General features: G+C 48.9%; 9 protein-coding genes and 1 riboswitch. Of the genes, 7 read left to right on the top strand and 2 right to left on the bottom strand.

Going from position 1 to position 13,611, the window contains the following annotated elements; translation table 11 throughout:
* The first annotated feature begins 188 nt into the window (after window positions 1-188).
* The 3 genes from C8E01_RS12110 to C8E01_RS12100 all read left to right on the top strand — a co-directional run bounded on the left by C8E01_RS12110 (window position 189) and on the right by C8E01_RS12100 (window position 2,902).
* A complete protein-coding gene (locus tag C8E01_RS12110; protein ID WP_133242762.1) occupies window positions 189-896 on the top strand; it encodes a hypothetical protein in 708 nt (235 codons plus the stop codon).
* Entirely contained in the window at window positions 893-1,885 is a 993-nt protein-coding gene (locus tag C8E01_RS12105) for a T9SS type A sorting domain-containing protein (RefSeq protein WP_116543711.1), read from the top strand. The genes C8E01_RS12110 and C8E01_RS12105 overlap by 4 nt, the downstream gene beginning before the upstream one ends.
* 582 nt (window positions 1,886-2,467) lie before the next feature.
* Window positions 2,468-2,902 carry a SpoIIAA family protein gene (locus tag C8E01_RS12100; RefSeq protein ID WP_116543710.1) on the top strand — a complete coding sequence of 145 codons (435 nt, stop codon included), beginning with the start codon at window positions 2,468-2,470 and terminating at the stop codon, window positions 2,900-2,902.
* A 181-nt stretch (window positions 2,903-3,083) separates the two neighbouring features.
* Here C8E01_RS12100 and C8E01_RS12095 read toward each other — a convergent pair whose 3' ends face one another.
* Both C8E01_RS12095 and C8E01_RS12090 read right to left on the bottom strand, forming a co-directional pair.
* Entirely contained in the window at window positions 3,084-5,462 is a 2,379-nt protein-coding gene (locus C8E01_RS12095) for a ribonucleoside-diphosphate reductase subunit alpha (protein ID WP_116543709.1), read from the bottom strand.
* A 349-nt stretch (window positions 5,463-5,811) separates the two neighbouring features.
* A complete protein-coding gene (locus C8E01_RS12090) occupies window positions 5,812-6,771 on the bottom strand; it encodes a ribonucleoside-diphosphate reductase small subunit (RefSeq protein ID WP_116543708.1) in 960 nt (319 codons plus the stop codon).
* Window positions 6,772-7,418: 647 nt separating this feature from the next.
* Between C8E01_RS12090 and rplU the strand changes: the two genes are divergently transcribed.
* The 4 genes from rplU to metF all read left to right on the top strand — a co-directional run bounded on the left by rplU (window position 7,419) and on the right by metF (window position 13,508).
* On the top strand, window positions 7,419-7,727 hold the full coding sequence (gene rplU, locus C8E01_RS12085) for a 50S ribosomal protein L21 (protein ID WP_116543707.1): 309 nt from the start codon (window positions 7,419-7,421) through the stop codon (window positions 7,725-7,727).
* A gap of 70 nt (window positions 7,728-7,797) precedes the next feature.
* A complete protein-coding gene (gene rpmA / locus C8E01_RS12080) occupies window positions 7,798-8,067 on the top strand; it encodes a 50S ribosomal protein L27 (RefSeq protein WP_116543706.1) in 270 nt (89 codons plus the stop codon).
* Window positions 8,068-8,367: 300 nt separating this feature from the next.
* Window positions 8,368-8,477, top strand: a riboswitch (SAM riboswitch).
* Window positions 8,478-8,548: 71 nt separating this feature from the next.
* A complete protein-coding gene (gene metH, locus C8E01_RS12075; RefSeq protein ID WP_116543705.1) occupies window positions 8,549-12,262 on the top strand; it encodes a methionine synthase in 3,714 nt (1,237 codons plus the stop codon).
* Between the two features lie 289 nt (window positions 12,263-12,551).
* Complete coding sequence (metF, locus tag C8E01_RS12070) at window positions 12,552-13,508, top strand: methylenetetrahydrofolate reductase [NAD(P)H] (protein WP_116543704.1); 957 nt, start codon at window positions 12,552-12,554, stop codon at window positions 13,506-13,508.
* The last annotated feature ends 103 nt before the right edge of the window (window positions 13,509-13,611 follow it).

Raw genomic sequence — 13,611 nt, 5'->3', positions numbered from 1 at the left:
TTTAGGCTTACTGTTATAAATGAGGAAAATCACTTTTTCGATATTTTTCTTTAATTGATTGATGTATAAATGTTTACAAAAGTAAGTGAACTTGTGGTTTCCTGTTTTGTTGCACTTTAACATAAATAATTAGCTCTATAATATGCTGGCACACTTCTTTCATATATAGTGGTATAATATAGTATGCCATGAAATACATTTACACTGTTTTAATTGCCCTTTTAGTATTTACTTCTGGATTACAGGCTCAAGTAACTGTTTACCACGAGAATATGTCTGACCCCGTTGTTGGAGTTTATTCAGGGGCAGCTGGGGAATGGACCTTTGACAACCAGGTACCAGGCAATACTTTGCAAGCTTCAGGGGGGCGATACATCGCAACTACTACAGCGCAAAAAACTGATGGAATGCGGGCTAAAGCAGCTTATCTATACAATGATATTAGTACCATAGGCTATGAGAGTCTTATTCTCACATGGATAGATTACCGCTCTTTCCTAAATAATGGAAACAGTGGCACTATGAATGGGAATCCTGTGAAATTGTATTACAGCGTAAATAAGGGCGCCAACTATATAGAGGTTACGGGTCTCAACGAAGCTATTACTTTTAATAAATGGGTTCAAAAGAGCGTTAAGTTACCTATAGCATGTAATAATGTGCAGGATATTAGGCTTGTATGGGTTATTTCTAATGATAATAAACATGGAGACTACTATGCTATAGATGACATCACCTTAACAGGTACTCCAGAGGAAGGCATCTCTACTCTCGACTGGAATAAGGTTGCTAAGAATGAAGACCCTTTTGCTGCCGGAAAATCTTATACAGTTGATGGTAAAGTGGTTTTTTTAATAAGTCAGTTCCAGCAGGCGTTGAGTTATCGGCACGCGTGACAGATAGCCTTTTCCAGTCTCCTACAAAGACGCTTACTCTTATCCAGAAAAAGGCTACTGCTAGTGTTGGATCATTTATCACTATTAAGTTTAACGAACCTGTAACGGACTTACACTTTACGCTGTATGACGTAGACCAGTCTTCAGGTCAGTTTCAGGACAAAATAAACGTAACAGCAAAAGGTGTATTGAATGAAACAATAACTCCTACACGTAATAAGGTTATCCGTACCGCTAATAACCGTTTTAATGCGCCATCTGAAATTCTGGGTGTCTCTTCTTCGGATGTGACTGCAACTTCTGCAGAAGGTAATGTGAAAATCACTTTTGGTGCACCTGTTACAGAGGTTACACTGGCATATACTAATACTGACGGCACACGTAATGGCGACGGACAGCAAGGGATAGGTATTCACAATTTATCCTGGAGATTTGAGCAGCCAATCGTTTCTCTCCCTGTAGAGCTAGTTTCTTTCAAGGCGCAGTCTACCAAGGATGGTGTTCAGCTTAGTTGGAAAACAGCTTCTGAGCAAGACAACAAAGGCTTTGAAGTAGAGGTATCTGCTGATGGCAAGAACTTCAAAAAAATAGCTTTTGTGGAGAGCAAGGTAGGCACTTCTTCGCTTACACAAAATTATAGCTTCATCGATATGAGAGCGGTGGTTGGTATTAACTACTACCGACTCAAGCAAATTGATTTCGATGGGGCATTTGAGTTCTCTAAAGTAGTGGCTGTAAATAATACACCTATGGCTGCATCTTCTGTCTACCCAACGCTGGCATCGCAGGAAATTACGGTGAGAATAGCTTCATCTGATGAGCAGGTGACAATAGCGGTAGCTGACATGGCTGGAAAGCAGTTGTTGATAGTTCAGAACCCTCCGGAGCGTCAGGTAGTGTTGCCAGTACAACACCTGCAGAACGGTATTTATTTCGTTACAGTAATTTCTGGTGCACAAAAAGAAGTGTTCCGCTTCGTGAAACGTTAGTCAGAACTCCATTCATAGTTAAACAAGAGGGCTAGTCTTTAAGGCTAGCCCTCTTGTTTTGCAGTGGTATGCCAGGGAGGTTGCCGATTTATAAATAAATCCTGTGCAAGCCTTCAGATTCTGTATTGCTCCATAACATATGATAAAAATAATATAAGTTGACCGTGTCATTTCTGTAAATACTCTTGAACAAACAGTGTTATGCACGTAGCTGTTATCTATTTAAATCATGCAGTTGATGAGGTGTGTTGATGGAATGGTTTTTATTCCTTTACTAAGTTGACAGGAGTAACTATTTTGCGTCTTATTAGATGCATGCTAAAGCAAGAGTGCAATTTTAAGTGTTGCTCCTATACAGTTACTGATTATATTTGCAGCATAGGGGTAGGTTCACAATGATTACTTACTACCAGAACAATGTAGGCACGATCTGTAATGATTTAGAGTAGTAGACCGGTTATAGCTGTTTAGGATGGTTTTTTTAAGTTGCTTTAGCTTCAATGATCCCTCTACACAGCATTTATAACCTTAGCCTTCCAGATTTAATTATAATACCAACTTACATAAGAGGAATTTCTCTTGATGGAACTTTACTTTCAAAATAGCTTTGTCAAGCTTTCCTATGACAAACTCCTGAGGCTGGGGAAAGCCGAATGGCGTGGCCGCTTGCATGGTGCCGAGCTCAGAGAAGCTTATTTGCTTTGCCATGAAATGATCAACCGCTTCTCGCTAATAAGATGGCTGGCAGATGACCGCTTGATGGGCAGCATATCGCCTGCAGACCTTAAATGGAGCTTAGAAGTGCATGTGCCGAGAATGGCTAAAAGCCACTTAAAGCGATTGGCTCGTATACCCTCCCAGTTCGAAGCAAATCGGGAAGCTATAGGGGTCATGATTAACAAAGGATACACGTTTGACTCTCCCTTAGAACTCCGGGATTTTGAGAACGAAAAAGAAGCCATGCAGTGGTTGCTGGAGCCGGCTCGGGTATCATCAGCTGCTACCAGTTCTTTTTAGCTCTATAAGCTCAACTTATTATGAAGCCGCTGACTCTTGTCAGGGGCTTTTTGTTTTTAATGGCTGGCGCATGTGGCTGTCCACTGAAACTATAGTCCAACGCATCTGCAGCTGCAACACAGGATACACTTAGATTGGGGAAAAAAGAAGGAGGACAATAAGCCCTCCTTCTTCAGTTATTTTACGATCCGCAAGCTTCGCAAGAGTCCGGGTCATCCAGGCTGCAGGCCATGTCGCTGCGATTTTGGTCCTGGTTATAAACTGGCTCCAGCGTCTCGGCGGCTTGTTTCTCTACCGTGAACTTGATAGCGTCTACAGCGGCTTTGGTGCGCAGGTAGTACATACCTGTTTTCAGGCCTCTCTTCCAGGCGTGGAAGTGCATCGAGGTCAGTTTGCCGAAGTTCACGTTCATTACGTGCAGGTTCAGCGACTGGCTCTGGCAAATGTAGGCACCGCGGTCAGCACTCATATCGATGACCGTACGCTGGCTGATTTCCCATACAGTCTTATACAGGTCTTTAATGTTCTGCGGGATGTTCGGGATGTCCTGCACCGAGCCATTGGCTGCGATGATGGCGTTCTTCATCTTGTCATTCCACAAGCCCAGGCCGATCAGGTCCTTAAGAAGGTGCTTGTTAACCACCATGAACTCTCCTGACAGCACGCGGCGTACGTAAATGTTAGAGGTATAAGGCTCAAACGATTCGTTGTTACCCAGGATCTGTGCAGTAGAGGCAGTCGGCATTGGAGCCAACAGCAGGGAGTTACGCACTCCGTGCTTCACTACTTCCTGACGCAGCTCGTCCCAATCCCAGCGGCCGCTGTTTGGTGTTACACCCCACATATCGAACTGGAACTTACCCTCTGATAGTGGAGAACCTTTGAATGTCTCGTAAGCACCGTTCTTCTTGGCCAGATCCTTAGAAGCCGTCATGGCGGCGAAGTAGATCGTCTCGAAGATATCCCTGTTCAGGCCTTTGGCTTCGTCGCTTTCAAACGGCATGCGCAGCGCGATGAATGTGTCGGCAAGACCCTGCACGCCCAGACCGATTGGACGGTGGCGCATGTTGGAATTGCGGGCCTCAGGCACCGGGTAGTAGTTGATGTCGATTACCTTGTTCAGGTTCAGCGTCACGTGGTACGTCACGTCAAACAGCTTCTGGTGGTCGAACACCTTATGACCATTCTCCTCCTTCACGTAACGTGGCAGCGCCAGGGAAGCCAGGTTACATACCGCCACCTCATCGTGACTTGTGTACTCCATGATCTCGGTGCAGAGGTTGGAGCTCTTAATGGTACCCAGGTTTTGCTGGTTGCTCTTGCTGTTGGCTGCATCCTTATACAGCATGTACGGCGTACCTGTCTCAATCTGGGACTCCAGCACGGCAAACCACAGGTCCTGTGCTTTTACCGTTTTGCGGGCACGGCCTTCGCGCTCGTACTTCTCGTACAGGCGCTCAAACTCAGGACCCCAGGTGTCGCCCAGGCCAGGTGCTTCGTTCGGGCAGAACAGGCTCCAGTCGCCGTTTTGCTCCACGCGCTTCATGAACAGGTCTGGCGTCCAGAGGGCGTAGAACAGGTCGCGGGCGCGGTTTTCTTCCTTGCCATGGTTCTTCTTCAGGTCCAGGAACTCGAAGATGTCGGCATGCCACGGCTCCAGGTAGATCGCGAAAGCGCCTTTGCGCTTGCCACCGCCCTGGTCCACGTAGCGGGCCGTGTCGTTGAATACCTTCAGCATTGGGATGATGCCGTTGCTCGTGCCGTTGGTGCCTTTGATGTAAGAGCCCGTCGCACGCACATTGTGGATGCTCAGACCGATACCGCCGGCGCTCTGCGAGATCTGCGCGCATTGCTTCAGGGTGTCGTAGATGCCTGGTATGCTGTCGTCCTGCATGGTAAGCAGAAAGCACGAGGACAGCTGAGGCTTTGGCGTGCCGGCGTTGAATAACGTTGGTGTGGCGTGCGTAAACCACTTCTCAGACATGAGATTATAAGTCTCGATGGCAGATTCGATGTCTTCCTTGTGGATACCCACGGCCACACGCATCAACATATGCTGGGGGCGCTCCACGATCTTGCCATCAAGGCGAAGGAGGTATGAGCGCTCCAGCGTTTTGTATCCGAAATAATCGTAGTTGTAGTCCCGGTCGTAGATGATGGTCGAGTCCAGCGTAGCGGCGTGCTTGCGGATGATCTCGTACACATCTTTGGCCAGCAATGATGCGTTCTCACCCGTTTTCGGGTCTTCGTAGGTATAGAGACGCTTCATGGTGTTGGAGAAAGACTTGCTCGTCACCTTGTGCAGGCTCGAAATGGCCACACGGGCAGCCAGCACCGCATAGTCGGGGTGTTTGGTCGTTAGCGACGCAGCGGTTTCTGCCGCCAGGTTGTCCAGCTCTATCGTGCTTACGCCGTCGTAAATGCCGTCAATTACTTTCTTGGCTACCTCAATCGGCGACACATAGTCCATGTTCAGACCATAGCACAGCTTCTCGATGCGTGCGGTGATTTTGTCGAATTTGACGGATTCCCGTCTGCCGTCTCGTTTAACTACTAACATAGCGTATACATTTAGCGGGTGTTAAAAGCCCGGGTTTTTATAAGGTGTAGGTATAAGAGAACCGCTACCGATGCAGCGGGTTGAAACATGCTAATATTTTCATAAGGAAATACGTTAATATGTGCGTAATCCGTTGAAATACTATAGTTTAAAAGCTAAAGCCAATTGCTTTCACAAGTTTGGAGGCGAATGCTCCTTCTGGCGCTTACTGCCAGTTATAGGGTCCGGTGTTGTAGGCATTGGCGCGGTCGGCTATACCTGCATCCGGATAATATAAGGTAGTTCAGGAAGGGCCTAGGCTGTCGCCCGGCTCCCTTTATCTCCTAAACTTACAAAGTTATTTCGTTGGTTAAAAGTCTTCGTCGAGCGAAAAAACATTTTTGTCTTTGTCACCCATTACACCGGCTTTCTGGTACTCGCCCACGCGCTTCTCGAAGAAGTTGGTCTTGCCCTGCAGCGAGATCATCTCCATAAAGTCGAACGGGTTGGTGGCATTGTAGAGCTTGCTGCAGCCCAGCGACACGAGCAGGCGGTCGGCCACGAACTCGATGTACTGGCTCATCAGCTTGGCGTTCATACCGATCAGGTCCACAGGCAGTGCGTCCGTCACGAATTCCTTCTCGAATTCCACTGCATCACGGATGATCTCGTGCACGCGGCTCTCAGGCAGCTTATTGTTCAGCATAGAGTAGAGCAGGCAGGCGAAGTCGCAATGCAGGCCCTCGTCGCGGGAGATCAGCTCGTTAGAGAAAGTTAGCCCTGGCATCAGGCCACGCTTCTTGAGCCAGAAGATAGAGCAGAAAGAACCCGAGAAGAAGATACCCTCCACAGCTGCAAAAGCGATCAGGCGCTCCGTGAAGTTCTCGCTGTTGATCCACTTCAGGGCCCACTCGCCTTTTTTCTTCACGCACGGCACCGTCTCCAGCGCATTGAACAGGTAGTCTTTCTCTGATTGCTTCTTTATATAGGTGTCGATCAGCAGGGAGTAGGTCTCCGCGTGGATGTTCTCCATCATGATTTGGAAGCCATAGAAGCAACGGGCCTCCGGAAGTTGCACTTCCTGCATGAAGTTAATGGCGAGGTTCTCGTTTACGATGCCATCCGAAGCGGCGAAGAAAGCCAGTACGTGGCTAATGAAGTGTCGCTCGCCGTCGTTCAGGTTTTCCCAGTCTTTCTGGTCCTGCGACAGGTCGATCTCTTCGGCAGTCCAGAAGCTGGCTTCTGCCTTCTTATACATTTGCCACACCTCGTCGTGCTGTATCGGGAATAAAACAAAGCGATTCGGGTTTTCTTGTAATATTGGCTCCATGCTCGTAAACTTTAATGTTTTTTAAACTAACAGCAACACTTCGTCACTGTTTTATCAGATGTCAAACTCAGTAGTCATTGCACCATGTGATGAATGCTCTTGAGATAACAGGATTTCAAATATAGTGATAAGAACTTGAATTGGCTGGCTAAAGTTGTTCAATTTATTAACACTTTACTAAGTCTTTGATTGTCTGAAAATTGAGCTGAAATTAACAGCCTTATTAACATGATGTTGTTAACATATATAATATGCTAAATATAGTTAATGAAATATTAATTCATTGTTAAGTGAAGGAAAGTGCAACCTCAGAGTGCCCTGTTAAGTGTAAAAGGTGTTTTCAAGGTGATAAAATCCAAAAGGTTGCTCTTTGAGCAGTTTTCCGGAAGATGAATTCGGGTGGCATCTCTTTGGTTCTGTGGAAAACGCGATTTTCAGAGTTGGCTGTCAAGGTCCTGCAGACTAGTGTGTTATGCTTGTTTTTAAAGGGTGCAAAATTACAGGAAGGAGATTTCAACATCGTTATCCACATAGTTGTGCATAAGGTCTGGGAAAACAGAAAGAATTAAGGGGCAATGATTTGCATATTAAATATAAGACCGCTAATTTTGCAGACTTAAATTTTTTTAAATCATACATTGAAGCTGATGTACGCAATTGTAGAAATCGCAGGTCAACAGACCAAAGTAGAGAGCGGTAAGTTCATCTACGCTAACAAGCTTTCCGGCAATGATGGTGACGCCGTTGAGTTCGCCAATGTTCTTCTTACTGATGATAATGGCACTATTACTTTAGGTGCTCCTTTCGTTAGCGGTGTTAAAGTGGTTGGTAAAATCCTTGGCAACGTGAAAGGCGACAAAGTGATCGTTTTCAAAAAGAAGAGAAGAAAAGGCTATCGTAAGAAGAATGGTCACCGCCAGCACTATACGAAAGTCCTGATCGAGAGCATTGGATAAGCAGTAAGAGGAAATTAATCGTAAAATCTTTCAGGCATGGTTCGTCCGCCTGAACTAAATAGTAAAAAAAATGGCACACAAAAAAGGAGCTGGTAGTTCTAATAACGGCCGCGAGTCTCACTCAAAACGACTTGGTGTTAAGATTTACGGTGGTCAGGACATCATCGCTGGTAACATCATTGTAAGACAAAGAGGCACTGCACACCACCCAGGCAACAACGTGGGTATGGGCAAAGACCACACACTGTTCGCTATGGTTGACGGTGTAGTTCAATTCAAAAAAGGCGTTAAGAACCGTTCTTACGTTTCTGTAATTCCTAAGGTAGAAGCAGAAGCATAGTTCTGACCGATACTAATAGACTAAAAGGGCTGCCCACGGTAGCCCTTTTATTTTGTCCGACGGAAAATATCTTGCTTTAGGGTAACTATCGTACTGATACCTCCGTATAAGAAGGTATAAAGAGTTATAGAGTGAAAACAATTAAACTCTTTTAGGAAAAGGACACTTTTAGTGTCCTTTTCTGTTTTTATACCTTTTTTGGGCGGCCATTATGCTCACTTCTACCCTTCTTCCCGCTATCTTCCTATTATCCCGCAACAAAAATTCGCCTTTTGCGGATAAGTGTGTATCTTTACAGCATTCTTATCAAGAAAGACTGAGGGACAGGGCCCTATGACGTCTTAGCAACCTTGTACCAGCTTGGTGCTAATTCCCTTCTCAGCCATACCTTGGCCGGGAAAAGATAAGAGAGTATACCTACCTTGGGTGTCCTTCTTGATAAGCGCATATGTAGACTTAACGAAGAGGGGGGAACACCAACATGACCAAATCACATCCGATCTATACCTTGCTGCAGGAGCGTGTGCTCGTGCTCGATGGCGCCATGGGCACCATGATCCAGCGTTACAAGCTCTCCGAAGCCGACTTCCGGGGCGAGCGTTTTAAGGATCATCCGTCAGACCTGAAGGGCAACAACGACCTGCTTTCCATCACAAGGCCCGACATCATCAAGGCCATCCATACCGAGTACCTGAAGGCCGGGGCCGATATCATCGAGACGAACACTTTCAGCGGCACCAGCATTGCCATGGCTGATTACCATCTTGAGCACGTGGTGTATGAGATGAACTATGAGTCGGCAAAAATTGCGAGGGAAGCGGCAGATGAGATAGAGGCCAAAGATCCTACGCACAAACGCTTCGTAGCAGGTGCTGTTGGGCCCACCAACCGCACGGCTTCCCTTTCCCCAGATGTGAACAACCCAGGTTTTCGCGCCATCACCTTCGACCAATTGGTGGAGGCTTACTATGAGCAGGTGCGCGGACTGGTGGATGGCGGCTCAGATTTGCTGTTAGTAGAAACCGTGTTCGATACGCTCAACTGCAAGGCAGCCCTCTTTGCGATACAGCAGTATGTAAACGATGGTGGCAAAGAACTGCCGATCATGGTATCCGGTACGATCACGGACGCCAGCGGCCGTACCTTGTCCGGGCAGACGGTAGAGGCTTTCTGGAACTCGATCTCGCATGCGCCTATCCTGAGCGTGGGCTTTAACTGTGCACTGGGTGCGCGTCAATTAAAAACACATATCCAGGAGCTGTCACGCATCTCCAACTGTTATATCAGCGCCTACCCGAACGCCGGTCTGCCGAACGCCTTTGGCGGTTACGACGAGACAGCCGAGCAGATGGGTGCCATTGTAGAAGAATACCTGAAAGAAGGGCTGGTGAATGTACTGGGTGGTTGTTGTGGTACTACGCCTATCCATACCAAAGTAATCGCAGACTTGGTACGAAAGTATAAACCGCACGTTCCTACCCCCGTAGCCCCGCTCCCCCGCTACAGCGGCCTCGAGCCCCTCACCATCACTTCTGATTCCCTTTTCGTGAATGTCGGCGAACGCACCAACGTAACCGGCTCCAAAAAATTCTCCCGCCTGATCGTCGACGGCAAGTTTGAAGAAGCCCTCTCTGTTGCCCGTCAGCAGGTAGAAGGCGGTGCCCAGATCATCGACGTGAACATGGACGAAGGCATGCTCGACTCAGAGCAGGCCATGACGGACTTCCTCCACCTGATCGCCTCCGAACCCGATATAGCCAAGCTGCCGATTATGATCGACTCCTCGAAGTGGAGCGTGATTGAGGCGGGTTTGAAATGTGTGCAGGGCAAATCTATCGTTAACTCTATCAGCTTAAAAGAAGGAGAAGCAGAGTTCAAGAGGCTGGCCCGCAAAGTACGCCAATACGGTGCTGCGGTGGTGGTCATGGCATTTGATGAAACAGGCCAGGCCGATACCTTGGAGCGTAGAAAAGAGATATGTGAGCGCTCTTACCGTATTCTGGTGGACGAAGTAGGCTTCCCGCCGCAGGACATTATTTTCGATCCGAACATCCTGGCCATTGCCACAGGTATAGAGGAGCACAACAACTATGCGGTTGATTACATTGAAGTGGTAAAATGGATCAAGGCCAATCTGCCGCATGCACAGGTAAGCGGTGGCGTGAGCAATCTGTCCTTCTCCTTCCGGGGCAACGACCTGGTGCGCGAGGCCATGCACACCGTGTTCCTGTACCACGCCGTGCAGGCAGGCATGGACATGGGTATCGTGAATGCAGGTATGCTGGGCGTGTACAGCGAAATTCCGGCGGAACTGCGCGACCTGATCGAAGATGTGATCTTTAACCGCCACCCGGACGCTACCGAAAAGTTGGTAATCTATGCAGACACCATTAAGGGCAAAGGCAAAACAGCCACTGCAGCTGACAACTCATGGCGTGAGGCGCCGGTGGAGGAGCGTCTGAAACATGCGCTGGTAAAAGGGATCGTAGACTTTATCGACGAGGACACCGAAGAGGCCCGCCAGCAGGCAACCAAAACACTGGACGTGATCGAGGGACCCTTGATGGCCGGTATGTCGGTGGTAGGCGATCTGTTCGGGGCCGGCAAAATGTTTCTGCCGCAGGTAGTAAAGAGCGCCCGCGTGATGAAAAAGTCCGTGGCATACCTGCTGCCCTTCATGGAGAAGGAGAAGCTGGCGTCCGACACGTCCAAGTCAACAGCGGGCACGATTCTGATGGCGACCGTGAAAGGCGATGTGCACGACATCGGCAAGAACATTGTGGGCGTGGTGCTGGCCTGTAACAACTACGAGGTAATAGACCTGGGCGTGATGGTGCAGCTGGACAAGATTCTGGCTGAAGCCGAAGCCTATCAGGTAGACATCATCGGCCTGAGCGGTCTGATTACCCCTTCGCTGGACGAGATGGTGTACGTAGCGCAGGAGATGGAACGCCGCGGCATGAAAATTCCGCTCCTGATCGGTGGCGCTACCACCTCGCGGGTGCATACTGCTGTGAAGGTTGCGCCACAGTACAGTGGGCCGGTTATACACGTGCACGATGCATCACGCAGTGTAACGGTGGTGAGCAGCTTGCTCAGTAGCGAGCGCGACGCTTATATCGCCGAGATAAGAGCAGAGTACGAAAAACTGCGCCAAGACCACCTGAGCCGTACCAAAGACCGAGCCTTTGCCAGCATAGAAGAAGCCCGTGCCAACAAGTATAAAGTAGACTGGGACGCAACGGAGGTAACGAAGCCAGGCTTTATCGGCAACAAGGTATACACCAACTACCCGCTGCAGGAAATTATCCCATATATCGATTGGACACCTTTCTTCCATACCTGGGAGCTCAAGCGCCAATACCCGAAAATCCTGAACGACCCGGAGCTAGGTATAGAAGCCACCAAGTTATTTAACGATGCACAAAGTATGCTGCAGGAGATTGTGGACAAGCAATTGCTCGAAGCACGCGCCGTGGTGGGCTTCTACCCCGCCAATGTGGAGGCGGATGATACGATCGAGGTATATGCCGATGATTCACGTGAAAATGTGCTGACTGAGTTCCATACCTTGCGGCAGCAGGGTAAGAAAGGAGCCAACGTGCCGAACCTGGCCTTCTCCGATTTCCTGGCCCCGAAAGAAACAGGTATTTCCGACTACATCGGCGGCTTTGTGGTGTCGGCAGGCTTTGGCATCGAGAAGCTGCTGGAGCAGTACGAAGCAGAGCACGACGACTACCGCAGCATCATGGTGAAAGCGCTTGCCGACCGTCTGGCCGAGGCCTTTGCCGAACTGATGCACCTGAAGGTGAGAAAGGAACTGTGGGGCTACGCGGCAGACGAGCAGCTGGACAACGAGGGGCTGATCAAGGAGCAATACAAAGGTATACGCCCGGCTCCCGGCTACCCCGGCTGCCCGGACCATACCGAAAAGATCACACTCTTCAATTTGTTGAAAGCGGAAGAGACGGGTGTTATCCTGACGGAGAACCTGGCCATGCACCCGGCATCCTCGGTAAGCGGCCTTTACTTCTCACACCCGGATTCCCGTTACTTCGGCCTCGGCAAAATAGGCGAAGACCAGGTAGCCGACCTGGCGCGGCGCAAAGGTATGGCCAAAGAGGAACTCGAGCGCTGGCTTTCGCCAAACCTAAACTACGAACCGAAACCGCACCTCACCCCAACCCTCTCCTAAGAAAAGGAGAGGGAGTTATGCCTGATCCTGTTTTTTGTCATCCTGTAAGGATCTTGTGGGAAATGAGATTAGGCAGAGGCTATAAGGTGTAACTTTTCCTTTTTAAGAGGAGAGTTCTCGTGCAGGAAAGTCCCCCTTTGAAGGGGGCAGGGGATGATAAACTTAGGCTGACCCAGATCTCTCACTCTGTTCGAGATGACAGGTAAGGCCCCAAGTTTAGGCACTTATAAAAGGGAAAGGGTAAGCCCAACCATTTAACAATTCAGCAATTTAACGATTCAGATAAAAATTGAAAGTAACCGAGCACTTCCAAAACGCCAATGGCAAGACCTTGTTCACCTTCGAGATCCTGCCGCCGCTAAAGGGCGAGAACATGAAAACCCTGTTCAACCACATCGACCCCTTGATGGAGTTCAAGCCGCCCTTTATCGATGTGACCTACCACCGCGAAGAGTATATCTACAAGCAACGGGAGAACGGCCTATTGGAGAAGCGCAGTACACGCAAACGGCCAGGTACGGTAGGCATTTGTGCGGCCATCCAAAACCACTACAAGGTAGACACAGTACCGCACCTGATCTGCGGTGGCTTCAGCAAAGAAGAGACAGAGAACGCCCTGATTGACCTGCACTTCCTAGGTATAGACAATGTGCTGGTATTGCGCGGCGACTGTGTGAAGAGCGAACAACGCTTCGTGCCAGAGCCGGATGGTCATACCTATGCAACGGAGTTGATTGGGCAGGTCGTGAACATGAACAAGGGTTGTTACCTGGATGACGAGCAGGCATATCATAACAGTACCGATTTTTGCATCGGTGTGGCGGGCTACCCGGAAAAGCACTTCGAGGCACCCAACATCACTTCAGATTTGCGCTGGCTCAAAAAGAAGATAGAACTCGGTGCAGAGTACATCGTCACGCAGATGTTCTTCGAAAACCAGCGGTACTTCGATTTCGTGAACCGCTGCCGGGCCGAAGGTATAAACGTGCCGATCATTCCGGGCCTGAAACCGATGACCACCAAAACCCAGCTCACCCTGTTGCCAAGTTTGTTTCATGTCGAGATTCCATGCGCACTGGCTGATGCCATTGAGGCCTGTCCCGATAACAAGGCGGCCGCACAGGTAGGTGTGGAGTGGGCGATACAGCAATCCAAAGAGCTGATGGAGTTTGGCGTGCCCTGCCTGCACTACTATTCCATGGGCAAATCGGAGTCGGTGCGGAAAGTAGCGGAGGAGCTGTTTTAAAGAAACCCCAACTAAACTAAACCTAACCATAAGGCTGGGGCTTTTGGCTCCGGCTTTTTTATTTCTCGGGAGTGGCTATACCTGTGGCACGACCTCACGGCGT

The sequence above is a fragment of the Pontibacter virosus genome (assembly GCF_003096355.1).
GTDB lineage: Bacteria > Bacteroidota > Bacteroidia > Cytophagales > Hymenobacteraceae > Pontibacter > Pontibacter virosus.
This window is presented reverse-complemented; position numbering and strand designations above follow the sequence as displayed.